Source organism: Fibrobacter sp. UWS1 (assembly GCF_002300445.1).
GTDB lineage: Bacteria > Fibrobacterota > Fibrobacteria > Fibrobacterales > Fibrobacteraceae > Hallerella > Hallerella intestinalis.
This window is the reverse complement of sequence record NZ_NSGW01000002.1, coordinates 1030042-1055706: the sequence shown is the minus strand read 5'-3', so window position 1 is coordinate 1055706 and position 25665 is coordinate 1030042. Positions and strand designations below refer to the sequence as shown.

Annotated in this window: 24 protein-coding genes; 1 reads left to right on the top strand and 23 read right to left on the bottom strand. The window is 47.9% G+C overall.

From position 1 onward, the window contains the following. Nucleotides 1-2: 2 nt before the first annotated feature. The 17 genes from BGX14_RS14835 to BGX14_RS14755 form a co-directional block, all read right to left on the bottom strand. Nucleotides 3-938, bottom strand: a complete 936-nt coding sequence (locus BGX14_RS14835; RefSeq protein ID WP_095880316.1) for a hypothetical protein — start codon at nucleotides 936-938, stop codon at nucleotides 3-5. Continuing rightward, a complete protein-coding gene (locus BGX14_RS15880) occupies nucleotides 935-1624 on the bottom strand; it encodes a triacylglycerol lipase (protein ID WP_198951223.1) in 690 nt (229 codons plus the stop codon). Before BGX14_RS15880 ends, BGX14_RS14835 begins: the two co-directional genes overlap by 4 nt. A 7-nt stretch (nucleotides 1625-1631) precedes the next feature. Then, nucleotides 1632-1859, bottom strand: coding sequence for a hypothetical protein (locus BGX14_RS14825; protein ID WP_095880315.1), 228 nt, complete (start codon nucleotides 1857-1859; stop codon nucleotides 1632-1634). Continuing rightward, complete coding sequence (locus BGX14_RS14820; RefSeq protein ID WP_095880314.1) at nucleotides 1846-2535, bottom strand: hypothetical protein; 690 nt, start codon at nucleotides 2533-2535, stop codon at nucleotides 1846-1848. The genes BGX14_RS14825 and BGX14_RS14820 overlap by 14 nt, the downstream gene beginning before the upstream one ends. Nucleotides 2536-2573: 38 nt before the next feature. After that, nucleotides 2574-5849 carry a triacylglycerol lipase gene (locus BGX14_RS14815; RefSeq protein ID WP_198951222.1) on the bottom strand — a complete coding sequence of 1092 codons (3276 nt, stop codon included), beginning with the start codon at nucleotides 5847-5849 and terminating at the stop codon, nucleotides 2574-2576. A 39-nt stretch (nucleotides 5850-5888) separates the two neighbouring features. Then, nucleotides 5889-6743, bottom strand: a complete 855-nt coding sequence (locus tag BGX14_RS14810) for a hypothetical protein (protein ID WP_095880313.1) — start codon at nucleotides 6741-6743, stop codon at nucleotides 5889-5891. Nucleotides 6744-6798: 55 nt separating this feature from the next. Further along, a complete protein-coding gene (locus tag BGX14_RS14805; RefSeq protein WP_095880312.1) occupies nucleotides 6799-9111 on the bottom strand; it encodes a hypothetical protein in 2313 nt (770 codons plus the stop codon). 16 nt (nucleotides 9112-9127) lie between these two features. Continuing rightward, a complete protein-coding gene (locus BGX14_RS14800; RefSeq protein ID WP_095880311.1) occupies nucleotides 9128-10060 on the bottom strand; it encodes a hypothetical protein in 933 nt (310 codons plus the stop codon). A gap of 52 nt (nucleotides 10061-10112) precedes the next feature. Continuing rightward, entirely contained in the window at nucleotides 10113-12137 is a 2025-nt protein-coding gene (locus tag BGX14_RS14795) for a triacylglycerol lipase (RefSeq protein ID WP_095880310.1), read from the bottom strand. Between the two features lie 74 nt (nucleotides 12138-12211). Further along, on the bottom strand, nucleotides 12212-13090 hold the full coding sequence (locus tag BGX14_RS14790; RefSeq protein WP_095879463.1) for an IS30 family transposase: 879 nt from the start codon (nucleotides 13088-13090) through the stop codon (nucleotides 12212-12214). A gap of 177 nt (nucleotides 13091-13267) precedes the next feature. Beyond that, nucleotides 13268-14152: a hypothetical protein gene (locus tag BGX14_RS14785; protein WP_095880309.1), complete on the bottom strand. Its 885-nt coding sequence runs from the start codon at nucleotides 14150-14152 to the stop codon at nucleotides 13268-13270. Further along, entirely contained in the window at nucleotides 14149-14691 is a 543-nt protein-coding gene (locus BGX14_RS15875) for a hypothetical protein (RefSeq protein WP_198951221.1), read from the bottom strand. The genes BGX14_RS14785 and BGX14_RS15875 overlap by 4 nt, the downstream gene beginning before the upstream one ends. A gap of 50 nt (nucleotides 14692-14741) precedes the next feature. After that, complete coding sequence (locus BGX14_RS14775; protein WP_143394280.1) at nucleotides 14742-15827, bottom strand: hypothetical protein; 1086 nt, start codon at nucleotides 15825-15827, stop codon at nucleotides 14742-14744. A gap of 165 nt (nucleotides 15828-15992) precedes the next feature. Next, complete coding sequence (locus tag BGX14_RS16330; protein WP_255404533.1) at nucleotides 15993-16124, bottom strand: hypothetical protein; 132 nt, start codon at nucleotides 16122-16124, stop codon at nucleotides 15993-15995. Between the two features lie 61 nt (nucleotides 16125-16185). Continuing rightward, nucleotides 16186-16785 (bottom strand): inorganic diphosphatase, encoded by a 600-nt coding sequence (locus tag BGX14_RS14765; RefSeq protein WP_073301956.1) that lies wholly within the window; start codon nucleotides 16783-16785, stop codon nucleotides 16186-16188. Between the two features lie 19 nt (nucleotides 16786-16804). Further along, the gene (locus BGX14_RS14760; RefSeq protein WP_078776896.1) at nucleotides 16805-18085 is read right to left on the bottom strand and encodes a BamA/TamA family outer membrane protein; all 1281 of its coding nucleotides are present in this window, start codon (nucleotides 18083-18085) and stop codon (nucleotides 16805-16807) included. A gap of 164 nt (nucleotides 18086-18249) precedes the next feature. Then, complete coding sequence (locus BGX14_RS14755) at nucleotides 18250-18567, bottom strand: type B 50S ribosomal protein L31 (RefSeq protein ID WP_073301960.1); 318 nt, start codon at nucleotides 18565-18567, stop codon at nucleotides 18250-18252. Between the two features lie 88 nt (nucleotides 18568-18655). Here BGX14_RS14755 and BGX14_RS14750 point away from each other — a divergent pair, with 88 nt between their 5' ends. Further along, the gene (locus tag BGX14_RS14750; RefSeq protein ID WP_073301962.1) at nucleotides 18656-19261 is read left to right on the top strand and encodes a hypothetical protein; all 606 of its coding nucleotides are present in this window, start codon (nucleotides 18656-18658) and stop codon (nucleotides 19259-19261) included. Between the two features lie 27 nt (nucleotides 19262-19288). On the opposite strand, the gene BGX14_RS14745 is transcribed toward BGX14_RS14750, so the two are convergent. From BGX14_RS14745 to BGX14_RS14720, 6 genes are all read right to left on the bottom strand, one after another. Then, the gene (locus BGX14_RS14745; protein WP_095880305.1) at nucleotides 19289-20704 is read right to left on the bottom strand and encodes a hypothetical protein; all 1416 of its coding nucleotides are present in this window, start codon (nucleotides 20702-20704) and stop codon (nucleotides 19289-19291) included. A 2-nt stretch (nucleotides 20705-20706) separates the two neighbouring features. After that, on the bottom strand, nucleotides 20707-22452 hold the full coding sequence (locus BGX14_RS14740; RefSeq protein WP_095880304.1) for a hypothetical protein: 1746 nt from the start codon (nucleotides 22450-22452) through the stop codon (nucleotides 20707-20709). Nucleotides 22453-22539: 87 nt separating this feature from the next. Next, a complete protein-coding gene (hisB, locus tag BGX14_RS14735) occupies nucleotides 22540-23130 on the bottom strand; it encodes an imidazoleglycerol-phosphate dehydratase HisB (protein WP_073301967.1) in 591 nt (196 codons plus the stop codon). A 2-nt stretch (nucleotides 23131-23132) separates the two neighbouring features. Continuing rightward, nucleotides 23133-24092: a RodZ family helix-turn-helix domain-containing protein gene (locus tag BGX14_RS14730; RefSeq protein ID WP_158223356.1), complete on the bottom strand. Its 960-nt coding sequence runs from the start codon at nucleotides 24090-24092 to the stop codon at nucleotides 23133-23135. Beyond that, nucleotides 24085-24654 carry a nucleoside triphosphate pyrophosphatase gene (locus tag BGX14_RS14725; RefSeq protein WP_095880302.1) on the bottom strand — a complete coding sequence of 190 codons (570 nt, stop codon included), beginning with the start codon at nucleotides 24652-24654 and terminating at the stop codon, nucleotides 24085-24087. The genes BGX14_RS14730 and BGX14_RS14725 overlap by 8 nt, the downstream gene beginning before the upstream one ends. After that, nucleotides 24651-25643, bottom strand: coding sequence for a sugar nucleotidyltransferase (locus tag BGX14_RS14720; RefSeq protein WP_073301973.1), 993 nt, complete (start codon nucleotides 25641-25643; stop codon nucleotides 24651-24653). Before BGX14_RS14720 ends, BGX14_RS14725 begins: the two co-directional genes overlap by 4 nt. Between the last annotated feature and the right edge of the window lie 22 nt (nucleotides 25644-25665).

The window sequence follows — 25665 nt, the reverse complement described above, 5'->3', positions numbered from 1 at the left end:
CTTTACTCCAAATTCACCACAACATCGTTGCCTTTATAAAATTTTAAAGGTTCGCGCCATGTAAACGCAGAATCAAGACATGAAATTTCTTGATTACCAAGACTACATATATTTGCCCGAAGTTCTATCATATTTCCCCAAAAGATTCCCTTACTAAATGCCAACGGAGCTAAAAGTGTATCCTTTTCGTTCTTTAAAATATTCCCCTCAAGAAGCCGCTTTCCAGCAACAGAACAAATTACATCATCGCCCCATGCCCGAACATCATCGCACTTCTGAATCCACTTTAAATTTTCATCAAGCCGCTTATAAGTAAGTGTTTTGGCAACCGTATCCAAAACGGCATATTGGCACGTATCACCGCTTGCATTCAACATGGTATGCATATTCGGCGCAGAGTAGATTGTGCCCAAAGACAAAATAAGTCCATCAAGCCAATCGCGTAAACTTTCAACAGGAAAACCGATCTCACACCCTTCCATTTTTACAGAAATTTGATGCACGACCGGTCTCCCGCCTATTTTCCAAAAAGTCATCACAGGACCTTTCCATACCTTAGTATAACGAGCAGTTCGCCCACCCCATATAACAGAATCACTCAACTGCCCCAAGACATAATTACATTCTTCGTTAAAATTGTCCAATGTATCCGTCCATCTGGGGCCATTTTCTTGAACCCTGTAATTGAATACACGGAGGCGTTGATGTCCTCGCCCCCCGATAGCGTATCCATCGCTAGTTTCTTGAGACCATTCTTTGTCATCGGCAACAATTACCAAAGAATCATCTATAAAGCCAACAATTTGAGAATCACTAAAATAATCAAAAAACTCTCTTTCCCCGTCTTCAGGAAACCAATCGGAGCACCCCCACATGCCTACGCATGTAAGCATCGCCATCGCAACAGCAATCAGCGCCACATTTCCAAACTTTTTCAAACTTCGCCCTCCTTGTATATCTGCATGTTCAACGCCCCCGTCCCCTCATGCGGCGAATCAAGTGTTATCACTTTGTCAACTTCGTCATGATAGTAATTGCTGTTCTGAATCCATTCGCGAGAAACAACCCCTCCCATAGAATGACCGACAAGAATGTAGCGGGATGCAAGCTGGCGGTAAAGGTCGGGGTATTTGCGGATGATCTCGAGAGCCTCTTGTCCATGAATAATCTTTCCACTATCATTTACAGCGGAAGCCTTTACCTCTTGTGCTTCTTCCACCAAGGCACGACGACCACCAAATTTCTTGTCCTTATTCCAAGTTCTGTCGCCAAGTTCAATTGCGTTATTTATGGAGTTGTTTGCAGGATTGGTAAACGAACGCCAGTGATAAATGTAAGAATTTAAAGGGCTGCGCGCCTTACCAATATCCGGCTCCTCAAACACCTTATTCGAAAGCCATTTGACAATGCGTTCGTTTCCGTCATACTTTCCAAGATACGCGTCTCCTAGAAAGGATGAATCGTTATATGCTTCGGCATACCCATTACTTTCTGCAATCCCCTTACTAGATTCATAGGCACCGTGAACCATTACCACATTGTAATTCGTTATGCTTTCCATTGGTTTTGGAATGGACCAACAAGCAACGACAAGTGTTATTATAAACAAAAGAATATTTTTCATAAAATTTCTACTTCAATTGAATTTCAGTTCCGTCATCACGTAAAAAAATTGTTTTATCAGTCCATTTAACATTTGAACAAACAATTACATCATTTCTAAACGAACAAATTCTCACTCCTAATTCCAGCATGCTGCCCCAAAAAGTGCCCTCATGCAACAAATCCATTGGTGTAAAAATGCTATCCGTCCCATTTTTCATAATAAAACTATTTTTCCCATTTTTATCCAACATCATGCAATACACATCCTCCCCCCCAGGCACGTACATCATCACACATTTCAATCCATTTTAAATCATCACTCAATCTCTTATACGTAATCGTTTTCGCAACCGTATCCAAAACAGCATACTGACATGTATCACCACTTGCTCCAAGTGGTCCCTTTAAAATAATGTCTCCATTCAGCCACTCTCTCATTTTTTCCTGTTTAAATGTTACATTGCAGCCATCTTTAGAAACAGCTGTATTCACAACAGTAGGCCTCTGGCTCAATTTCCAAAATGAAAAAGAATCATTTCCATTTCCGCCCCAAATTACGGAATCTGACAACTGCCCCACCAAATAGGTAAAACTTTCCGTATCATCATTGTCAAGCGAATCAATCCATCTCGGGCCGTTTTCCTGGACTCGATAATTATACACACGCAAGCCCTGATGCCCAATGCCCGTGCGATATCCACCATTATTTGTAATAAACGTAGCCAATTCTTGCGACCACCCCCGCCAATCGCTTACAATCACAAGAGAGTCATCTATAAATCCGATGACTTTCCCTGTTGTTCTCGTATCATCCCACTCAATCGGCCCATCATGCGCTTCTAATTCCGAGCACCCCCAAAGACTTGCACTTGCCGAAACATTTAGCAAAATGCTAGCCACTAAAATCAATCGTTTTTTGTTCTTTTTCATAGTGGCAAAAATAAAAAAAACTACTAAATCATTGTGAATTATGAGCTGACGGTGTAGGCGACGGAAAGCAGGCTGTCGTCCGAAACGTAGGCGAACCCTTCCCGGCGATGGGGACGCTCCAGCGACGCGTATTCCCCGACGGCGGAGGCACCTTCGGGAACGACGGCACCGACCTTGTCGAACTTCAGGACGGGAGGGGTCCTGTCCACCCGGAATTCCGCGGATGCCGACCCGGCGTTCAGCCCCAGACCCTGCACCCTTTCCCAATCCCCCGCCGAAACCGTGCCGTCCGCGATTTTAGACACCAACGCGTTCACGGCATCGTAGGCAGACGCATTGGGGGCGGCATTGTCCACGGCGTACGCGCTCACGCGGTAAAGGCCGTCCTCCGCCAAAAATTTCCGGCTTGCAGAATCGAAGGGAACGGCGAAGTCCTGCGAAGCCACGTCGTAGAGGGAGGAAAGCTCCAGGGAATCCGCCAAGCCGCCGTCCACCCTCGACAATTGCCAGCGCATCGCCCGGATGTCGGGATTTTCGACCCCCGCGCCGTCCCACGCGAAGCGCGCGAGGAAGGAGACGCTGTCCGGATTGAGGGCGGAAGCCTCCGCGGAAAGGCGGAACGACGGCGGAACCGTATCGACCGTGAAGGGCACGTTGTAGAAGTCGGAGCTGTCCAGGGGGGCGCTCACGGAATCCATCGTGACCGTGCGGAATTGCCAGACGTAGCCCCCGGAAAGGCCGGACATCTCCCTTTCGGAATTGAAAATGGCGTCCCGGTTCCCGGAGGGGACGCGCGTCATCGGCAAAAACGAGGAGGGGGAAGGCAAAGATGTGTCCTGGAAAATGGCGTCCCTCGCCGACACCACGGAGAATCCCTGGTAGTCCAGCACCGAGACGTGCGCACTGAAACCCGACACGCGGTTCACCGCCACGCCCGGCAGCGGCCACAGCGGCTCCAGCAGGTTGTCCGTCGCCTTGAACAGGTAGTAGAACCGCTGCGTATTCGAGAGCCCGATCTTGTTCACCGTCGAGACCGTGACCGTGTTCTGGTTGTCCTTCTGCAGGAGGAGCAGGTTGCTGTAGCCATATTTGCGCGGCTCAAAATCGAAAATCCCGTTCTTTTGAACGGGATGCCTGACACGTCCGTTGTCGCCGATAGTGGTATCAACAGCCCACTCCCCGCCGCCGGAGCGCTTGTACACGACGCACGCGTCGCTCGCTTGCGCATCCTTAGATATATCGCACTCCCAAGCGATTTCTTCCTGATAGTTGAAGTTCATGCGGATTTGCCGCAACCTGTGCGGCATCAGGTCGTCCACCACGAAGGAATACTTTTCAATCCAGTCGTCCACGGCGATGGACGGCGCCGCATAGCGTTCCATGTGGCGGATGGGCACGGATTTCGGGGCAAGCTCGCCGTCGGGCGTAAGGCCGTCCACGCGCTCCCAGCGGTCCACCTTCACGCCCATCCTTGACCAGTCGGAGGAGGAACGGAAGCGGAGGGGGACGAGGGCGGAGACTGGCTGCATTCTTTGCGCGGAACGGAAGTCGTCGGCCTTCGCGAAGAGTCCCACGGCGCAGCGCGCCGTGTTCCTAGAATCGAGGTAGTAGCAATTCCGGTTGAGCTTCGCTTCCGGGTTCATTTGCAGAGAGTCCAGCGTCGCGGAGTCCAGGAGCGCCAGGTTCACGAAGGGACGCTCGTAGAGGAAGTCTTCCATCAGGTAGGGAGTGTATTCAGAACTTCCGGCATTGACAAGGGAAAATGAATTTGTATTGCCAAACCATTTTTCCAAATTTTTCTTGTACAGGGGCATCATATGGGACTCGGCCAAATCGTCAAAACCTGTCGCAACCGCCCCTCCAATGACAGAAAATCCCATAGTTGCTGAAAAGGCCACAACAATTCCCGTTTTTGCAGCTTTGGCTGCAGCTGGATTAATAAGTCCTAAGGTAAAATCCAGAGCCAATACCGCACCAGATGCAATCCCCATCGCTGTTGCAAAATCCCCGTCACTACTTTCTGCTTGTACAGCCGCATTGAATTGTTCTTTTCGTACATCTACATTTTCATCATTAAGCAGGCGAACATGCTTTCCCAAACCCGAAGCCTCCGTCACTAAAGAGCTTCCTTGTTCAATCAAAGGAATTCCTACGATTCCTGCAATACCCGCAGTCAATGCGTTCACATAAATCGTAGAAAGGTCGCCTCCCCCACCCATTTGTCCAATCATGTTGAGAACTGGAAGAGAAAAATTTTCTAGATACAACGAGCCAAGCAGGCCATAATCCACATGTGTTGGATCCCCAAACGTCATACTGTTTTTACTGCCCAATACGCGGAACATCGGCAGCTTTTCAGCATCGTAAGGCAAAGCATTCAAATTTCGTATTGTTCCGAAGCCAGTTTGATATGGATCAACATAATGGACTAAAGAATCGTCCTTAGTGTAAACCTCTGTAGAGAAGATTTTCGTAAGAGGAATACTTGCTCCACCAGCAATCGCAGAGGAAAATAAGGTTATGCACATTCCTGCTTCAACTGAGACAGGTTCCATTCCCATAACAGCAAGCAAAATGCCAGTTGCGGTCATGGAAGCCATCGACTTCATCAACAAGCCCCTAATTTTTTCGTCAGTCCAACCACGTGCTTCCTTATATATTTGCATGTTCAATGCTCCAGTCCCTTCATGGGGGCTGTCCAGCGTAATTATTTTGTCCACATCTCCGTTATAGAAATCACCTTGAACATACTCACGAGAAACGATGCCGCCCATGGAATGCCCGATGAGGATGTAGCGGGACGCCAGTTGGCGGTAGAGGTCGGGGTTCTGGCGGATCGTATCTAATGCAATTTGTCCAACATATAAAGAATCTTTCCCATTTTTTGAGACCCTAAGGGTTGCTTTCACTTCCTGAGCTTCTTCAAAAAGCGCTCGACGTTTCCCAAAACGAGACGCCCCATTTTCAGCTATATTCCATTGTCTATCGGCCAATTCATGAGCATTATTCAAAGAAGAATTTGCAGGATTCGTAAACGAACGCCAGTTATAAATGTAAGCGTTAGCGGGATTACGTTTTTTCCCAATATCAGGCTCTTCAAAAACATTTGTCCCTATCCACTTGGTTATTCTATCCTCAGAAGTATACGAGCCAAGCGTCGCATCACCTAAAAATTTAGATGCCGAATCAGCTTCTTTTAAATTCGCGTTAGCCTTAATCCCTTTTTCGGAACCATAAGCACCATGAACCATGAGTACATTATAATTTTCGATAGACTCCATCGGCTTAGGTACAGCCCATGTCATACAAATCATGGTGAAAATCAAAAATAAAACTATTCTTTTGGGCATACATTACTCCAATTCAACAACGACTTCATCATTGTGATAAAACTTCAGTTCGTTACCATACCATATTACATCAGAGCAGATTATTTTATCCTCATTCATCCTGCAAATATTACCGCTCAACTTAATCATATCACCCCAAAAACCACCTATTGCGAATTTTCGTGGAGTAGGAATCGTATCAATTTCATTTTTTAAAACAATACTTTTTTCTCCTTCGTCATCAAGAATTACGCAATACACATCCTCCCCCCAAGCCCGAACATCATCGCACTTTTCAATCCATTTTAAATCATCATTTAATCTCTTATACGTAATCGTTTTCGCAACCGTATCTAAAACAGCGTATTGGCAACTATCTCCGACAGCAGAAAGATTACCACCCAATGCAATAAAATTTCCATCCAACCACTGATGCATTCGATTAATTTCAAATGTTTGAGAGCATCCTTCGTTCTTTCTTGAAATTCTCATTTCATGAGCAGTCTCGCCGATTTTCCATAGAAGAACATTTTTCTCTTCCCAGCACCAAAAGATGGAATCCGTCAGTTGATACCATCGGTAGCCACCACTTTTGTTTGTAAGAGAATCACTCCAACGCGGGCCATCTTCCTGCACACGGTAATTAAAAACAAGCAAGCGGTCATGTCCGCAAGATTCATCTTCGCTATAACCACCATTCCATGTTTCCGTAGTCTCAAGCCATCCTCTGCAATCGTATGCGACAACCAGGGAATCGTCTATGAAACCGGCAATCGACATATTGTTCCTTCCTACCCATTTAAATTCAACTCTGTCCCCGCACCCCAAAATGCATATGTAAGCAAGGACCGTCAACAGCTTCATCCATCTTTTCTTCATATTCTCTCCATAATGCGCCAAAGGTAGAAAAAAGGCAGCAACAAATTCGTCTAAACTAACAGCTTACCCCGTAGAGAATGGCAAACAGGTTGCTGTAGCCGTAATCCCTGGGGACAAAATCGAAAATCCCGTTCTTTTGAACGGGATGCCTGACGTGTCCGTTGTCGCCGACAGAGGAATCGACCGCCCACTCCCCGCCGCCGGAGCGCTTGTACACGATACATGCGTCACTCGCCTCCTGGTCCTTCTTCACGTCGCACTCCCAGGCAATCTCCTCCTGATAGTTGAAATTCATGCGGATTTGCCGCAGGCGGTGGGGCATCAGGTCGTCCACCACAAAGGAATACTTTTCAATCCAGTCCTCCACGGCGATGGACGGCACCGCGTAGCGTTCCACGTGGCGGATGGGCACGGATTTCGGGGCAAGATTCCCTTCCGGTGAAAGGCCGTCCACGCGCTCCCAGCGGTCCACCTTCACGCCCATCCTTGACCAGTCGGAGGAAGAACGGAAGCGGAGTGGGCTTTTCTGGTACTGGGCGTAGTTCTGCATTTTGAACGGAACCAGACCGGACGAATCACTGCGATAGAGACCGATTTCGCAAAGCAGCTCCTTGTCTGCCTCGGCTTTTTCATAGAAACACCCGGCATCAACGGCTTGCAACGAATCCGCAGATACAAACAAACCCAAGTTCACGAAAGGACGCTCGTAGAGGAAGTCCTCCATGAGTCGGACCCGACCGGACTCATTACCGCCCTTGACTTTCGTGTAAGAAAAATCTGCGGAATAAAGCGTATCCAGCATACGACGGGTCTTGGCGTTCTCGTGGGAATTACTCAAATCATCAACTCCCTTAGCAGTTACATACCACACATCTTGCGCCAATAAGGCCGCACCGGCAACACCTATAGCAATTTTAGCAGCGACCTGAACCCATGGAAATGCCGCAAGCCCAATATCCGCAGCCATTATACCGGATACGATCCCTGTCATTTCGGCAATATTTCTTGTAAGAAGACGCTCACTTTCTACAGCATTTGCATTCGGAGCAGCATCAAATGTAAAGCGGCGAACATTAGCGTCGGGCGAGTCAAAAGCCTTTGTTGAAGAAGCCAAGCCCGAACTTTCAGGAATCAGTGTTGTACCAATATCCCGCAAAGCGATTCCACCCAAAATACCTAAGACTATGCTGGTCACAGTGTTTGTATAGATTGCAGCACTTGATCCATCACCGTCCAATTGAGCTGCAATATTAAATACTGTATTTGTGATTCCCTCTGGAATCAAAAAATTCATAACATTATTTATTCCTTCATTTGGATCAGAAAAAGTCATCCCACCTTTACCTGCAAGTAGTCGAAACATCGGCATATTTTCATGCGCAGGTCTTTCCATCAAATCCGATACGCCTTTTGCCCCTGGGGCAATGTAACTTGTCAAAGGATCATCAGACTTAAATGCAAATTTATCTCCCAGCATCCAGGAGTCAACAACAGTTGTTATAGTTCGTTCAACAGTACTTAAGCCAAAACTTGGAACCATCAGCCATAAAGCCAGATTTATAGAATAAGGGTCCTTTGCAACTGCACAGTATGCCATTCCAAGCGTTGAAAGTAGCATGTACTGCGTTGTTGCTTCTACATACTGCCTGCCATAATCCCTCATGTCAATCAATAGATTCAGGCTGCCGGTCCCTTCGTGCGGGCTGTCCAGCGTGATTACCTTGTCCACGTCGTCGTTATAGACACTTTGGTCCGTCACATACTCGTGCGAGGCCACACCGCCCATGCTGTGCGCGATGAGGATGTTGCGGGAGGGGATGGTGCGGTAGGATGACACGCTATCATTGCGCATTGTATTCAAATCTTTTGAACCATGCGCTCTCACTTCCTGAGCCTCTTCAAATAAAGCCCTACGCACAGAACAATTGTCATCGCCTTTCCATGTCCTGTCTCCTATTTCATGGGCATTGTGGGCGGGGGATTCAGCAGGGTTCGTAAAGGAACGCTGGATGTAGATGTACTCAGAACCATACGTTACCGTATCTTCAAATACAGCAGAGTCAAGCCAAAGGGTAAGTTTCTTTTCATCGTCATCTTCATATTTCCCTAGCATCCCTACGGCATCGCCTAGGTTCCAAGAAACTTTTTCATTATTTGCCGTATCATTTTGATAAGCCATATAGTCATTCGAAGTATTCCATGCACTTTGTATGTTACTGTTGCACTTATCTCCATACCCCTGACCTTCTGGCGCAGCCCCATGTACTAGGACGACATTGTAGCGGTTCAATGCTTCCATGGGTTTTGCAGCAAATAGTGCTCCATAAAAACAAACTACCGCAAACGCCGCCCAAACCATCTTTCCCATAAAAATCCCTCTTTAGTTACTTTGTTATCATCAAGTCACTAGAAGAATAACTTATCGAAAATCCCGTGGAATCAACGAACGAATTGTACTTCAACCATGTTTCAGGATAATTTTCAAAAACAAAACCATTTTTTCCAATCAATGCAATCCTATCACCAAAATTATGAGCAGGGTCCTCTTTATCCCATGTATAAACAGGCAGTCTCGCAGCATTGCCCATAAAATAAGGAGGATTACCCATCATCCATTCACTTTTTATCAGAGAATCTACGATTTCACCTTTTTTCTCAAAGTCTACCTCACACAATCTATCACCTCGCTGACGTAAGCACGCAACATCTCCGTCTATGTATGTAATGTCATCACACCCTTCCAGCCATGCGTATTCGCCCGCAAAATCAAGTTTATTCACGACGCCTGTAGCAGTGTCCAGTATCGCAAATGTGCACGGATACATATCTTTTAATAGAATCTTACCATTTATCCACGGTTTCGCCCGCGTGTAAGGATCATTCCAAGCACATTCGTCTTCTAACTTTATTTTCTTTCGTACATCAGGATGTTTCCCCACTTTCCAAAATCCAAAATTGTTCTTTTTATCATAGAACATTACTGTTGAATCGGCCGCCAATCCCCAAATTATGGTTATAACACCATCAATCGTATCTCCCCACAAGGGCCTCTGCTTGTCACGATAATTCACAAGAAAGAGTCCCTGGTTGATTGTTCCGCCATCGCAATTATCCCAATAGTCACAACTTTCCGTATGGTCAGTCCAGCCACGGCCATTCGTTTCCAGAGCCAGCGAATCATCCAAAATCGCAATCACAAGGCCACTGTGCCGTTTCTCATGCACTTCATGAGTCACATCCTCATCGAACAGTCCGCACCCCCACATGCCAACACACAGCAAAGCGGCAACAAACAGCTTCATCCATCTTTTCTTCATATTCTCTCCATCATGCGCCAAAGATAGAAAAAAGGCAGTTACAACGTATAATTTACAAGCAAGTCGACAAAGTTTTCCATTCCCACACGGATTTCGGGGCAAGCTCGCCGTCGGGCGTAAGGCCGTCCACGCGCTCCCAGCGGTCCACCTTCACGCCCATCCTTGACCAGTCGGAGGAGGAACGGAAGCGGAGTGGGACGAGGGCGGAGACTGGCTGCATTCTTTGCGCGGAACGGAAGTCGTCGGACTTCGCGAACAGCCCCACCGCACATTTTGCATTTTCACGATTACCCAGATAGTAACAGTTGCGGTTCAGCTTCGCGGCGGGATTCCTTTGCAACGAGTTCAGCGTCGCCGAATCCAGGAGAGCCAGGTTCACGAACGGATGCTCGTAGAGGAAGTCCTCCATAATCAGCGGGTTTATCGTCGTGTCGTTTACGGAAGAACCCGCTATCGGGGAAACCGTATTCGAATAATCAGCATGCCAGGTATTTTGATTGGCGTACACATTGTCAATGGGCAGATTGTGCGAATCCGAAATTTCATTGATCAAGTCTTCAGACAGTAATGAAAAAAGCATGTTCGATAAAGTAATCGAAGATCCCACAACGGCGGCCACATTCGCCGCAACTCTTGCCCCCTCGAACCATGCCAAAGCAACGTCTGCGGCCATGCACACTGCACTTACTGTCGTCATCACGACATTCGCCGTTCTCCAAGCTTCAGCATCGGCATGCGGGGCGGCGTTAAAACGCCAACGCTTAACATCGGCAACACTGCTTTTCAGACTTTCCGTACTTTCCGCCCAGCTAGACGCCTTGGGAACAATGCTCGTCCCCTGTTCCCGTGAAGCCGCGGAAACAACCAATCCCATCGTGGCTGCTTTAGATGCAAGGGCGAACGCCTCCGAACTCATGGCATCGTCGCTTTCCGCAAGCTGCGAAAAGAAATTCATCATGGCCTGAGTGAGGGCTTCGGGAACAAATAATCCCGTCCAATCGGTAACCTTCTTGAACGGATCCGAATACGTAATGCTCTTTTCGCCGCCCATCAGCCTGAACATGGGTTGATTTTCGCTTGGAGAAATTTTCTTCAAATACGAGATATTGCCTTTTTCACCTTTCCCCGGGTTCACATACTTGACCAAAGGGTCGTCTTCCGAATAATCCTGCAGGTTGCCTTCCACAAAAAACGGAGCTACAAAATTTGTCAATCCCAACAATGTCGCCCAGGAGAGACTCGATATGGCGACCGATTTTGCCATGAAATTGCCTCGCATATTGAGACTCGCCAGCGATAAAGCGACAAGGGAAGTGGAAACACCTTGTAACGCTTCCCATTTATGCCCGACCAAGTCTAGCTGCATTTCAAGGGCACCAGTCCCTTCATGCGGACTATCTAGAGTTATAATTTTATCCACATCGCCATAGTAGTAGTCGCTGTTCTGCACGTATTCACGGGCAACTACACCACCCATGCTGTGGCCGATAAGAATGTATCGGGAGGCAAGTTGACGATACCTATCAGGATATTTACGAATAGAATCAAGGGCTACTTGACCAGAATCCTTTTGACCAGTACTTGGATTAAGGAAAATAGCTTTCACTTCCTGTGCTTCTTCAACCAAAGCACGACGCTTTCCAAATTTTCCGTCTTTATTCCATGTTCTGTCGCCAAGCTCTACTGCATTTGTTATGGAACTGTTCGGCGGGCTTGAAAAAGCTCTCCAATGGTAGATACAGGAATTATGGACTCCCTGTGTAGGTTTTTCCCATTCCGGCTCTTCAAATATTTCTTTAGACAACCAGTAATTTATGCGAGAATTATCTGTATAACGACCTATTGTCGCATTGCCAAGATAGTCTTCAGCGTCATTCGCAGAAGGAATCGTTTCACTTTCAAGAAACCCCTGTGGTTTGCTTTTATCAATCTTACCGTCGTCATCTTTCTTGTAATGGCCATAAGCACCATGTAGCAACAGGACATTGTAATTTGTGATACTTTCCATCGGCTTAGGCACTGCCCATGACTCATAAACTATCGACAAAATCAAGAATAGCACAATCCATTTTTTCATACTTTACTCCAAATCAACCACAACTTCACCATTTTCATAGAATTTAAGTGGCGGATTTTCGTCGCTAACGCGACTTAGGTTTGTAGTTTAACTTGCGTATAAATATACTCTAAAGGGGTCATAAAGTCAAGCCTTTTTCGAGGCCTGTTGTTCAGTTTATCCTGTATCCAGCGAACTTTCCGGGGAGAGATTCCCTTGAACGACTCCTTCTTGGGAAGATATTGGCGTATTAGACCGTTCATGTTCTCGTTGGCACCGCGCTCCCAGGAGTGGTACGGGTTCGCAAAGTAGTAATCCGCCTTCATAGCTTTCGCTATTTCTGCGTGACAGGCGAACTCCTTCCCGTTGTCCGAAGTGATTGTGAGAATCTTGACTTCGAACGTTTTCTCAAAGTCCTTCAGCGCCCTCACAAGCGTTCTCTTCAGGTCTTTCGCGTTCTTCGTCGGAAGATACCTTATCAGGCTGTAATTCGTCATCCTGTCGTTGATCGTGAGCAGGTTCGCGTCATGGTCCGCGCTGTTTATCAGGTCTATCTCGATGTCGCCTACGCGTGATTTCTCGTCCACGATTGCCGGACGTTCCTCGATGGGCACGCGGCCTACAATCTGGCCTCTCTTGTCCTTCTTCTCCCCGCGCTTACGGTATGGTTTCTTGCCGTGCCGCAAGTGCTTCTTCAGGTCCTCGTCCTTGTTCACATGCCTGTATATCGTGGCGACGCTAGGGACACCCATCCCATCGAGTTTCGCGCGTCCGTTCACCTGTTCGGGAGAGTAGTCTTCCTTGATTTTCCCGTCCACGATTTTCCAGTCGTCCTCGTCGTAGTCGTAATGCAGGTGACTTGTCGCGGCAAGGAGGTCTGCCCGTTCCTGCGACTTGACCGGGTCGTAATGCTGGCGGCCGCCGCCCCTGTTTAGTTCCCTGTAGATTGTGGATTTGTGGACCTTCAGCTGCAAGGCTATGTTTTTCGGGGGATCTTTGCCGCATTGAGCGCTCGTATTTCGTATCTTTGTGCTTGGTTGAGACTCACCGCCATGTCCTTTTTTGGTAGAATCGGCAAGGTAGAAAAGTTTCGGCCAGGTTCCCCAGGGGCTAGCCCTAGGGAACTTTTTTTCTTCCCGATTCAACCTATATCAGTCGCATTGACGGTGAAAATTCGCGAGTTCGTTGCCATACCATATTACATCTGAACAGGTAATTTCATCATCATGAATACTGCAAATATTTCCACTTAATTTAATCATATTTCCCCAAAAGCCTCCAATTGCAAATTTACGAGGCGTTGAAATCGTATCGTTTATATTTTTCAAAATAAGACTATTTTCACCCTCATTATCAAGAATCACACAATACACATCATCACCCCAAGCCCTAACATCATCGCATTTCTGAATCCACTTTAAATTTTCATCAAGTCGCTTAAAAGTCAAGGTTCCGGCCACCGTATCCAACACCGCATACTGACAGGTATCACCACCATATCTTAAAGATTTTTCACTCAAAACAATAATTGTTTCCTCAATCCAGCTCCTCATGTTTTTTACAAAAAATGTTTGACTGCACCTTTCCGTTTCAACAGAAATATTTTTCACAATTGGCTTTTCACCTATTTTCCAAAAAGTCATCAAAGGGCCCTTCCATACTTTAGTATAAAGAGAAGTTTGCCCCCCCCATACAACAGAATCACTTAATTGCCCCAAAACATAATCACATTCATCAACAAAATTGTCTAGCGTATCCGTCCATCTAGGGCCATCTTCCTGAACCCTGTAGTTGAAAACACGGATACGCTGATGTCCATGTCCCCCAATAGCATAATCAGGGGTCTCCTGCATCCATTCCCTACTATCAGCCAAGATAACTAAAGAATCATCGACAAAGCCAACAACTTTAGCAACATCATAGGCACGGAACTCCCGTTCACCCCATCCGTCGTCAACCCCGCACCCCCACATGCATACGCATGCAAACGCAATCATCGCAACAGCAAGCAACGCCACATTCCCAAACTTTTTCAAACCTCGTCCTCCTTGTATATCTGCATGTTCAGCGCCCCCGTCCCCTCGTGGGGGCTATCTAGAGTTATAATTTTATCCACATCGCCATAGTAGTAGTCGCTGTTCTGCACATATTCGCGGGCCACGACTCCGCCCATCGAACGTCGATGTTCATATCTGGTCGCTGGCATGAACCACGTCCTGTCGCCTAGTTCAAAGGCATTATTATAGGAACTGTTCGCCGGATTGGAAAACGAACGCCACTGATAGACATAGGAATGCTTTGGGTGCACATCATCCACATTCATTTCCGGCTCATCGAATACCTTTGTCGTAAGCCAGTGTAATAAACGAGGTTCATCATCAAGATTTTCATGATAGCGTCCCAACGCAGCACCATTATCTAAGGCTTTCGTCGCAGCGTAAGCCTCCTTAGTTTTCGTGGTATCCGATATATCTAGGAACCCTTTTTCTTTACCATACGCTCCGTGAATAAGCATCACGTTATAATTTTCAATAGATTCCATTGGTTTGGGAACGGACCAGCATTCACAACACACCGCAGCAAACAGTACAATTATCAACTTTTTCATATTTATCCTACTGAAAATCAATATTCAACCACTAACTCATCATTTTGATAAAATTTTAATCCATCACTATTACCATACCATATTACATCAGAACAGGTAATTTTATCGTTATTTATATCGCAGATGCTCCCACCCAATTTAATCATATCACCCCAAAAACCGCCAATCGCAAATTTTCGAGGAGCAGGGATTGTATCATTTTCATTTTTTAAAACAAAACTTATTTCTCCTTCATCATCAAGAATTACGCAATACACATCATCATCCCATGCCCGCACATCATCACACTCTGTAATCCATTCCAAATCATCACTCAAACGTTTAAAAGTTAATGTTCCCGCAATCGTATCCAGAACGGCATATTGGCAGCCATAATTACTCACATTCAATGAATTATCGCTACGGGCAATAAACTTTCCGTCAAGCCACTGTTTCACCGAGGCGATTCCAAATTCACCCGAGCAAGCTTCTATTATTTTTTTCAACTTTATTTGATGTTGCGTTTCTCCGACTTTCCACAATCTGATTGAATTCGGCATATCACCGCCCCAAATAATTGAATCCGTCATCTGCCCTCGAAAGGCATTCGTCATGTTATATTCACCAAGGGTATCGCACCATCTTGGTCCATCTTCCTGAACGCGGTAATTATAAACACATAAACGTTCGTGCCCGGATTCAACGACATCCCAATATGGTTCAAAGGTCCCTTCATGAGACTCCGTCCGCAATTGGTAGCTCCCGACCATAACCAAGGAGTCGTCAACAAAGCCCACAATTTCCGCACCCGTAAAGCCCTCATTCCAATGAACCCTATCTTCCGAACACCCCCACATGCCTACGCACGTCATCATCAAAGCCGCCACGGCGAGCAGTTTGTTCAAGCAATGCTTATTTAAAATTTTAACCATAAGATAACCTTCTATGCCGCACAAAATACGCTGAAGCACCAAGTTAGAAATAACAGGAAAAATATACGCAAGCAAATCCTTAAACAAAGTCGTAAAAAATCGTACCAGCTTACAGCTGATTGCTAAAACGAACAGATCGACAGCCCAAAAATTTTCCATAATTGGAAAGGCGTACTCCATGTTTTCTTTCACAAAATCTCCCCCTAAAAAAAGCAAAGGGAGCCATAAGTTCCCCGTTCTTAAAATCGGAGCCTTTGAAACGGCCTTTCTTATAGTGAACATCCAAAGTGGTGAATCCAACTTTTGGCACTCGCCCCCTTGTGAAGAAAAGTTCTCCACTTTGAAAACGAATTCACCTTACAAAAAAGAAATCCAGGGCAACAAATTGTCAAATGTCATCATCGCAGCACGCACCACGGCAACATCGAACAGTCGAAGAGAAAAAATGCCTTTTTGACCTCTGCAATCGATCCCTACTTCACCGACCATAAAATACGCACAAAAAAAAATCCAGAGAAAGACCCTGGATCAAAAGCTTTCCTCAAAAATTCTAAATCATCATCAAATCCGTATTGGAATTGAACTCCGTCAAAGATTCCGGTTCCTGGTAGCAAATTTCCGAACTCTGCACCTGGGCCGCAAAAAAATTCTTGTGCGCTTCCACGATAATTTCACGCGCCCGGCTCGCCGAAAGCCAATCCCCGATTTCCACCGTTTTTCCTTCCAGTTCCTTATAATACTGGAAAAAATTCCGGGTAATTTTAAGGAACATCGGATCGACATCCTGCAAATCGCGAATCGGATGCGGAATATAAAGCGGCACGCCCAGCACCTTGTAATCCTTTTTTCCCCCGTCCGTCATATCCAAGACACCCACGGCGCGGCAAGAGACCACCGTCCCCGTCGCCAGAGGCGAAGAACAATAAACCAGCATATCCAGAGCGTCGCCATCGTCTGCGCGCGTACTCGGAATCAGCCCGTAGCTGCAGGGATAGCTCATCGAAGAAAGCAGGCAGCGGTCCAGACGGAACACGTGGTGGACTTCATCATATTCATATTTGACATTCGTATCTTTCGGAATTTCAACTACGCAATCCACTTCATAGGGATACTTGGCACCGATTGGAAGTTCTAAATAATTTATTGGCATAATCCAAATATAAATTCTGCTAGCGGGATCGCCAACGCAAAGCGACATTTTTATCGTACAAGCCTATCGCAATTTTTATGCCGCCGCCATCGGGGCTGTACCCGGCTTCAATCCGCAAGCGTTCCAACGCCGGGATGAGCAAATGCACGCCGCCATAAATACTCTGGCGATAATCGCCCCAATCCGGGGTCCGGGTATCCCAAAGGAAAGAGCCCTCTACGCCGGCGACCAGCTGCACCCCCCAGAAGAGATTCGCCCCCAAAATCGAAAAGGGACGACGCCGTAGCAAATCGAAGCGCTCTTCCACATTCCAAATCGCTTCGTGCCGCCCATGAATCGCCGAATCCGGATCGAACCCCCGGAGCGTATTCACGCCGCCCTGATGCAAACGGTCAAAGAACATCTGCGTTCCCGGACGATACCGCACAAGGGAAGAAACGCCCGTCACAAAGCGCCCGAAATGAACATAAAAGCGATTGTCCCACAGGTATTCCACGTAATTTTCCACATCGTCATGGAAAACGCCGTAGCGCGTCACGCGCCATTCTTCATAAGCGCCGTGGTGCGGATCCAAGCGGGAATCCCGTTTGTCCATCAAAAGCCCGACGCCCAAATCCGGCACCGCTCCATAATTCTGGACATACCGATAGGACGGGGCCCAGATCACATAGAAATCATTCGGGAGCCTGGCGTCCAATTCCAAGTGCGCATACCACGAACGGTCGTAAAAATGGCGCAAGTCATCCCAAGAGTCCGTCCGCAAGAATTCAAAATCCCAAGCGACAGGAAGCCCGAAAAGCCAAGGAGAACTGGCATAGAGGGCATATTCCTTGGAATCAAAAATCGGATCCACCGACGTGCGGAATTGCCCTTCAACACGGACATCCTCGCCGCCGACATTCAGGTTCGCCAGGGCGAGCCCCAGCATCCAGCCGTCCTGATCGGTTTTTTTTCCGGCGGGGGCAGGAATCCACTGCAGCAGTTCCGTAAAGCGATATTCCAAATCCAGACGGTCGCCTTGTGAAGAACAAACCAACGAGACTTCCGAAAACAGGTCCAAGCTTTCCAGCCGAAGCTTTTCATTTTGAAAGGATTCCGCCGAAAAGGGCTTCCCCGAAGCGTTCAGCAATTCCCGTTCCACCACATGGGGTTTGGTCCGCTGCAAGCCGGCATAGCGAACGTTCCCGACAATCCGTCCTTCTGGACACTCCGCGACTCCGGCAAAAGATACGCCGTTCCACAGCAAAAATCCGGCAAGGACGCCACGCGCTAACCGCCAATGTGAATTTTTCAAAATCATCTTTCCAAAATTAGCTACAGGCCGCTTCTACAAATCCATTTTCAAAAATTTAAAGGCTTTAGAGAGGTTCGCTATCCGCGGAGAGCGAAGTTCGATATAAGGACGGCCCACAAAAAAACTTCCCTTTTTGAGGGAAGTCTTTGAAAAAGAAATTTAGCAAGCGCCTAGTTCTCTTCCGCTTCTTCGCTGGCCTTGACGGCATGGCGAGTCTTGCGCTTTGCACCTGTGATGTTCAGCTTGCCTTCGCCACCAAAGCGCTTGTTGAACTGGTCAATACGACCAGCGGTATCCACGCGGTGCTGCTTGCCAGTCCAGAAAGGATGCGTGTCGCTGGTGATTTCCAAAGAAATCACGCTGCATTCGACACCATCGATCACTTTCTTTTCGGCAGACTGCTTCGTGGAGCGGGTGACAAATTCTTTACCCGTATTCGCATCAACGAACACGACCGGATTGTAATCGGGATGAATACCATTTTTCATTTTTTTAATCCTACTGATTAAACGTTAGGTGCAGCAAATTTAAATGATTCTTTCTGTTTTGGCAATTCACAAATAGTATTTTTAAGGAATGAATTTCAAAAAAAATCTCTGTTTTCTTTTGACAAGCGCCGCATTCCTCTTTTCATTCCTCTTTTTAGTCGCCTGCGGACAAAACGAATCTGCCAAACAGGAGCCGCTGCAATGCCATAAAAAATACGTGCTCCTCTCGTGGCCGGACAGCGCCTACGTCGCCTCTCTCGATTCCATTCTCCAGGCGGAACCCCTCAAAGCTTCCGCGGATTCCGAAAAAACGCAACTGACCATCTACTCCGGCGCAATTCCCACCATCCGCCTGCCCGGGCAAAAAGCCGCCCAAGCCGACAGCAAAGAAAAACGATCCGGCGGTATCAGTTCGGCAACGCCTCGAAGCAGCGCCAAATCCGCCGAATCTTTCGCCGACAATTTTACAAACGCCCTCAACGCCATGCTCTCCGACCCGACGAATGTCGCCAACTCCAAAATCGTCCATGCCAAACAGGGAGAAGACCTTTTCGCCCTCCTCTCCCGCGCCTACGGGAAAAACGCCAACAAGCTCCCCCGTTTTTACACGCTTTCCGCGCTGCAATCCGTCAATCCGGGAATTCGACTGGAACATTTGAACGAAGGCGATCCCGTGCGCATCCCAAAAATCTAATGGAGCCGACCGTCTCTCGGGCAGAACTTAAAAACGGTAGCCGACGGAAAGGTCGATTCCAAAACCGGTTTTGAACGGGGAAAGATGTTCGGACTTGCGCCGGCTTGAAGTGTTGGCGCTTGAAGGTTCGCCATTCCCGAAATCGACGTCGGAAGTTTCCCCGCTTTCATCTATTTTCGACAGCTTCTTGTGCAGAAAAAAAGGAACGATTTGCAGCAGGGAAAGTCGCATGAAAAAATTTCGACGGGGACTTTCGAGTAAAAAACCGGTTCCGGCAATCGCTCCGGCCATATAGACCTCGCCGCGATACAATTCGGTTTGCGATTTTTGGAAAACAAACGCCTTGTTGGTTTCGCTGGAGAGAAAAACATCCATATCGCCTTGCGCATAAACGAAATCGCCGGAGATTCGGGGTGCAAAATGCCACATTCCGGGTGAAAAATGAAAGCTTCGCCCGACGCGAGAATGAATCAGCCCGCCTTCCATTTCCCCGTAAAGGCGGTAATTTCTTTTGTAAAGGCTAAAAGAGAGAACCTGCAATAGCGAAGCGCCCAATGCGCGATTCGGGGCAAGGGTTTCCCAAAAGCGTTCGGTTCGATGCGGCAGCCGAAAATGCCCGTAAAGTCCGCCACAAAGCCACTCCCAAGAACGGCCCGAAAATCCACCGTTCGCCCCCAAAACATCGGCGTTGACTGGCAAATAAGCAAAGCGTTTTATATTTTCGCCGTCTTTGCGCAGGCCGTAAAAATGCGCATTTCCAGACAAATAGGCCGCTTGCATTTTCCACTCGGCATCGCCATTCCGATGCACGTATCGCAATTTGCCCATCCAAAATTCGGAAGAATCCCTTAAAAAATAACCGTTCCCGTCGAGCGGCCCCCGAACGGAACGGAAAAAGTTTCCCTCCACATTGACGGTATGCCTACCGAAGCGTGTTCCCACGACGAGTCCTTTGCGCAAGAATTCGCGGCGATAGCCGATGCGCATGGTGTCCAAAAAGCCATTCGGTTTGTCGCTTATCCACGTTGAGCGGATTTCACCCCAAGTGCCGCCACCCAAATGCAATTCCCCAAAAAAGAGGGAGTCCGGCGTGTGCAAAACGGTAGAAGCGTTCGCGCGGAAAAATTCCCCATCGCCGACAGCTTCCGCAGCCAGATCCAGATAGCGGAAATTGCCCCGCATCTGCGCTTCGCCCTCCCACTTTTGAATGCGCGACGAGATATTCCAAAAATTTTCCCACTCAAGATTCGCTTTATAAGCGTGGAGAGCTGCGCTCGCCTGCAATGCGCCGGAGCGGACCGAATCGCGGATTTCGCATTCCGAAGCATTCGCCGACGCGTATTTCCCATTCCACAAAAAAAGCCCGCGACAGCGGGCTGTTCCTGCAAAGTCCGCCGCCGCAGCAAAGGCTACAACCAGCAGAATGACGGGGAAAATCGCCACGGCTAATTTTCTTCGAACCAGTAATGCAGAATGCGACCGATCTGTTCCTGCGTCATCTGCGGGAAGACGCCGCCGAATGTCGGATCCGGGAAGATGATATTTTGCGCATAGAAGGCCGCGGTCTTTTCCTCGCTAGGCATGGCGTGGATTTCCATCAAGGAAACGGTTTCCTTGCCGGTCGCATCGGTAAAGCGGAGAACGTCCGTGTCGAGGAAATTGTCCGAAATGGTTCTGTAATAGGCCTTGCCGTTCTCCATTCGGCAATTTTCATCGGAAAGCGTGAATTTTTGGGTGGAATCCGTTCCCGCCTGCTCGTCCGTTTCAAACCGGTAGTCGCATCCGTCAAAATAGACTTTGACGCTGTTCCAATCGTCTTCGGTTTCATAGCCAATGGCCAAGTAGAGATTGTCTCCATTGAAACCGTAATCATAATAGTAAAAATCGAGATATTCAAAATTTTCCGGATAAATCGTCTTGAATTGTTTCATCATTTCATACTGACCAATGAAGACGGAGTCTTGCAAGGCGGCGAAATAACAATTTTCCGTCCAGCCGCGTTCCACATCCGGCAGGTCTAGCCACGTGGAAGGGTCTGTAAACCGGAAATAGGGCAGAAAATCCTGGATGCCATCCGTAATCTGGAAGAATTTTTTCGCATTTATCGCGACTTCTTCGCCATAAAGTTCCAGAGAAATCGTTCCGCGGAGTCCCTGCTGGATGGAATCGAACACATCGATGGCTTTTTGCAAATCGTCCGGGGAGACATCCGCATATTCCCCGTAGCCAACAACAAAGATGGCGTTTGGATTTTGGTCGGCGGTCGCAATCTTAAACAGGAGACCCTTCTTCACATTTTCCACGGCACTGTCGAGGGTTTCGGGAATCGCCGAGTAGGAAGCTTTCCATGCGCTTTTCACCGTGAGGAACGGGCTGTTTTTTTTCAGAAGGTTTGTCGCATGTGTTAGCGCGGCGATTTCTTGCGGGGAAAGAGTATCCACGAAGGCGTATTTTTTTTGCACGCCATAAAGGTTTAAATACCAGTTGTAGGAATCGTCCTTCGACGCGTCCAGATTGAGGGAAGCCACCGCGGTCAGCAAACCGTTCAAGGCTTGGACGGCGCCGAGCGCGATATTCAAGTCGCCCTGATCCAGAGTAAAATTTTCAGCCTTATACGAGAAATTCCCCACGCGGAGCACGTTCTGGAAAAGCGCGGTCGCGGAATCGGTCTTCGGAAGGAGCCTTTCGGCGATAGCGGTTTGCGCCCTGTCGTGGAAAAGTCCTTTTTCATTTTTCAACGACATCTGCAATGCGGCGTTGAAATAGCCTTCAATGTCCATATTAAAAAGATGGAACACCTCCGTTTCCGATGTCGAATAGGCTTTATAAACGGAATCGACCAGCGGATCGTTCACGACATTTCCCAGCAGGGTGACACCAAGCCCGAATTGCGCGGCGCAGCTGTTCGGGTATTGGGAAAGCGCTTCTTCAAAAATGGATTTTGCGCTGTCGATTTCGGCTTGCAGAGATTCAAAATCGCTTTTATCGATAGCGTTGAACGCGTCAAAAACTTGAGCATTCGCCTGGACAACCCGCGCGTTCAAGTTTTCGTCATCAATCGCCTGACAACTCGAAAGTTCGATTTCCGTGTCCGGCGGATTTGCCCCCGAATCCGATGAAGAACTGCTGTCGGAGCAGGCAAAAAGAACCATCGACAACGCGGGCAAAAGCCCCCATTTGAAAAGTTTCATGTGTTTATTCCTCCGTAAAAAAGTGAGAAGTGAAATTTATTGCAAAAGGTTCTTTGTCAAAATGCCCACCGGCATTGCGCCGCGATTTTAAAGGGTTCCTTTGCTGCTCGGAACACCCTTGACATTTCGGGAGGGTGCGACCGCCATCGCCACAGCCCGGGCAAATGCTTTGAATATCGCTTCCAGGCAATGGTGATTGTCCGAGCCATAGAAAAGCTCCACATGCAAATTCATGCGGGCATTTTCTCCCAGCGTCTTAAAGAAATGTTCGAACAAACTCACCGGCATATTTTCCGCGCCGACCATCGCGTTCGGGAATTTCGCGTTCCAGACAATCCCGATACGATTCGAAAAATCGATGCAGACCCGCGCCAGAGCTTCGTCCATCGGCACAAAATAAAACCCGTAGCGTTCGATTCCCTTTTTATCGCCAAGGCATTGCAGCAAGGCTTCGCCCAAGCAAATGGCAATATCTTCCACGGAATGATGCATATCAACCTGCACGTCGCCGTGGCATTCCACGTTCAAACAGAATCCGCCATGTACTTGGAACAAATCCAGCATGTGATCCAAAAATCCGGAACCGGTTTGAATTTTTCCGCGTTCCGCCTTGTCGAGATTCAGCGAAAGCGTGATCTGCGTTTCGCTCGTATTACGAACAATTTTCGTCTCCCGCATTTTTATCTCCTCGTGATTTTTCCGTTCGGGGCGATGCAGAACCGGCTTGCATAACCTTTGCGTACGGGGACTTTCATCGATTTGCCATTCACGACCATCTGCCCGACCGCATCCGGATTGCCAATGACCACACAAAGCGTGTCGTTATAGGCATAGCGCAACGTGGAACGGGACGACGTGATATTCGCTTCCCGCAAAACTTTATTGTCGTTCAGACTGCGATAAAGCCCAACCCATGAAATGACCGAATCGTTTCCCGTGACGGAAAATTGGATTTTGCCGACTTCTGTTTCCACGGAATCCTTGACTTCTTTCTTGGAATCCGACGAAGAGACAAAAGTCGTCGCCGAGTTGCTTTTGACCAGAGCTTTCGCCGAAGAATCTTCCACCGCAACGCTTTCGGGCAAGGCCACATTCAGCGATTCAGGAGGAATGTTTTCGGCACCATCGGGAACATCCGTTTCAAACGAAGAAGTATCCTCTTCCGCTTCAATGGCCTGCGGCGTAACCGGGGACGGCACAGATTCGCCTTCCATCTTTTTCAAAAAATTCATTCCGACAAAAATAGCCGCGGCAAGAACGAGAAGCACCACGATAAAGACCTTGGTACCAGCCTTATTCGAACCGACTCTGCCACCCGCAAAAGGCTCCGTTTCCGATGCAAAAGAGGCCGGGGCGACAAACTCCTTGGAATAAGACGAACCCGATTCTTTGGAATAGTATTCCAAGATTTTCGGCATATCCAAACGGAGTACGACAGAAATTGAATTCAAATACCCGCGAACATAAGCTTCAACAGGAAATTTATTCCACTCGCCCGCTTCGATTTCACGCAAGTGTTCCAAGGAAACCCGCGTTTTTTTTGAAAAATCTTCTAAAGAAAATCCCCTGTTTTCGCGGACTCTCTTTAAATAAGCGCCCAGCGATTCTTCCGGTGTTTTTTCTTCCATAAAATCAGACATTATCATCTCCTAATTGAGCAATCAAATCCAGTGTTTTGGCGACAGGAAGCCCGACCACATTGTAAAAGCAGCCATGCACGCTTTTGACGAGGCTCGCACCCTGGCCTTGAATAGCGTAAGCTCCCGCCTTGTCCATCGGTTCGCCGGAAGCCACGTATTCTTCTATAAATTTATCCGTCAGATGGCGAAAGACGACATCCGTCACCTCGCGCGCAGACGAAACGATTTTCCCGCCAAATGCGATGGCGACCCCCGAAATTACCTTGTGCCGCTTGCCGTTCAAAAATCGAAGCATGGCGACCGCTTCCTGCGAATCCTTCGGTTTGCCAAGAGCCTTGCCGTCCAGACAGACCAGCGTGTCAAAGCCCAGCACATATTCCTGCGGGAACTTCCGGGAAACGTCCAGAGCCTTGCCTTCGGCGAATTTTTGAGAGCGGTCTTCGGCTTCCAAACCGTCCGCAGTTTCATCAAAATCGGAAGGCTCCACGCGAAAAGGAATTTTCAATTGGGAAAGGATCGCAGAGCGCCGCGGCGATGCGCTGGCCAAGACGAAAGTTCTCACAAGACCCCCGAAATGACTTTGGAATGGTCTCCCAAAAGCAAGGAACCTTTGAAACCCCGGACTTCGGAGTCGCCGCCAAAAATGGAATGGGAAATTTCCGAATCGAACAAGGCGGTCCGGTCCGAAATCACGGAATTGGCAATTTTGGAATTTTCAATCACCACATCCGGTCCGACCGAGACATTCGGCCCGACTACAGAATTGCGAATCACCGCCGTTTCGGCAATGTGGCAAGGTTGAATAATCGTCGAGCCTTTGAAATTTCTCTGCGGTTCCGGTACCAAACTCGCTAGAATTTTGGCATTGGTTTCCAAAAACGTTTCCGCCGTTCCGCAATCGAGCCAGGAACGAATCGGCGCGGTTCTAAACGGGCATCCCGCATTCACCATCATCTGGAGCGCATCGGTCAGCTGGTACTCGTTGCGGGTCCGTATATCGTCTCGAATCAATCTGTCCAGAGATTCCCGAAGAGCGGCCACGTCAGCGATATAATAAATACCGACAAGCGCTTCGTTGGAGACGAATGTTTCCGGTTTTTCGACGAGCTTCGTCACCCGGCCCGAAGAATCGGTTACGGCTACGCCAAAACGCTTCGGATTTTCCACTTCCCGGGTCATCAGAACATTTTCTTTTTCGGTAGCGAGAAAAGACAAGTCCGCATCAAAAAGAGTATCGCCCAGAATAATCAATATCGGCTCGTCGTCGTTTAAAAAAGGCATGCAGAGCGAAACCGCTTCGCCCAGTCCTTGCGGATTGCGCTGATAGACGACGTTCGAGTTTTTAAAATTCCGCCGTTTGACAAAATCTTCGACCTGTTCTCCCTTATAGCCGACAACAAATGTTTGCCCGGAAACCGGCAGAGACGCATACGAATCGATGATATAGTCCATCAAAGTTTTTCCTGCAATCGGCAGAAGGCACTTCGGCAAAGATAGCGTAAACGGACGGAGTCGGGTTCCCGTACCAGCAACAGGTAAAATAACTTTCATAGTAAAGAAAATATAGGAAAAT

Bases quoted from the DNA above. Each gene is read 5' to 3' on its own strand.
- BGX14_RS15880 (WP_198951223.1), bottom strand. From the start codon at position 1,624: ATGAAAAATATTCTTTTGTTTATAATAACACTTGTCGTTGCTTGTTGG.
- BGX14_RS14825 (WP_095880315.1), bottom strand. From the start codon at position 1,859: ATGATGTTGGATAAAAATGGGAAAAATAGTTTTATTATGAAAAATGGG.
- BGX14_RS14820 (WP_095880314.1), bottom strand. From the start codon at position 2,535: ATGAAAAAGAACAAAAAACGATTGATTTTAGTGGCTAGCATTTTGCTA.
- BGX14_RS14815 (WP_198951222.1), bottom strand. From the start codon at position 5,849: ATGATTTGTATGACATGGGCTGTACCTAAGCCGATGGAGTCTATCGAA.
- BGX14_RS14810 (WP_095880313.1), bottom strand. From the start codon at position 6,743: ATGAAGAAAAGATGGATGAAGCTGTTGACGGTCCTTGCTTACATATGC.
- BGX14_RS14805 (WP_095880312.1), bottom strand. From the start codon at position 9,111: ATGGGAAAGATGGTTTGGGCGGCGTTTGCGGTAGTTTGTTTTTATGGA.
- BGX14_RS14800 (WP_095880311.1), bottom strand. From the start codon at position 10,060: ATGAAGAAAAGATGGATGAAGCTGTTTGTTGCCGCTTTGCTGTGTGTT.
- BGX14_RS14795 (WP_095880310.1), bottom strand. From the start codon at position 12,137: ATGAAAAAATGGATTGTGCTATTCTTGATTTTGTCGATAGTTTATGAG.
- BGX14_RS16330 (WP_255404533.1), bottom strand. From the start codon at position 16,124: ATGGTCGGTGAAGTAGGGATCGATTGCAGAGGTCAAAAAGGCATTTTT.
- BGX14_RS14765 (WP_073301956.1), bottom strand. From the start codon at position 16,785: ATGCCAATAAATTATTTAGAACTTCCAATCGGTGCCAAGTATCCCTAT.
- BGX14_RS14760 (WP_078776896.1), bottom strand. From the start codon at position 18,085: ATGATTTTGAAAAATTCACATTGGCGGTTAGCGCGTGGCGTCCTTGCC.
- BGX14_RS14755 (WP_073301960.1), bottom strand. From the start codon at position 18,567: ATGAAAAATGGTATTCATCCCGATTACAATCCGGTCGTGTTCGTTGAT.
- BGX14_RS14750 (WP_073301962.1), top strand. From the start codon at position 18,656: ATGAATTTCAAAAAAAATCTCTGTTTTCTTTTGACAAGCGCCGCATTC.
- BGX14_RS14740 (WP_095880304.1), bottom strand. From the start codon at position 22,452: ATGAAACTTTTCAAATGGGGGCTTTTGCCCGCGTTGTCGATGGTTCTT.
- hisB (WP_073301967.1), bottom strand. From the start codon at position 23,130: ATGCGGGAGACGAAAATTGTTCGTAATACGAGCGAAACGCAGATCACG.
- BGX14_RS14730 (WP_158223356.1), bottom strand. From the start codon at position 24,092: ATGTCTGATTTTATGGAAGAAAAAACACCGGAAGAATCGCTGGGCGCT.
- BGX14_RS14720 (WP_073301973.1), bottom strand. From the start codon at position 25,643: ATGAAAGTTATTTTACCTGTTGCTGGTACGGGAACCCGACTCCGTCCG.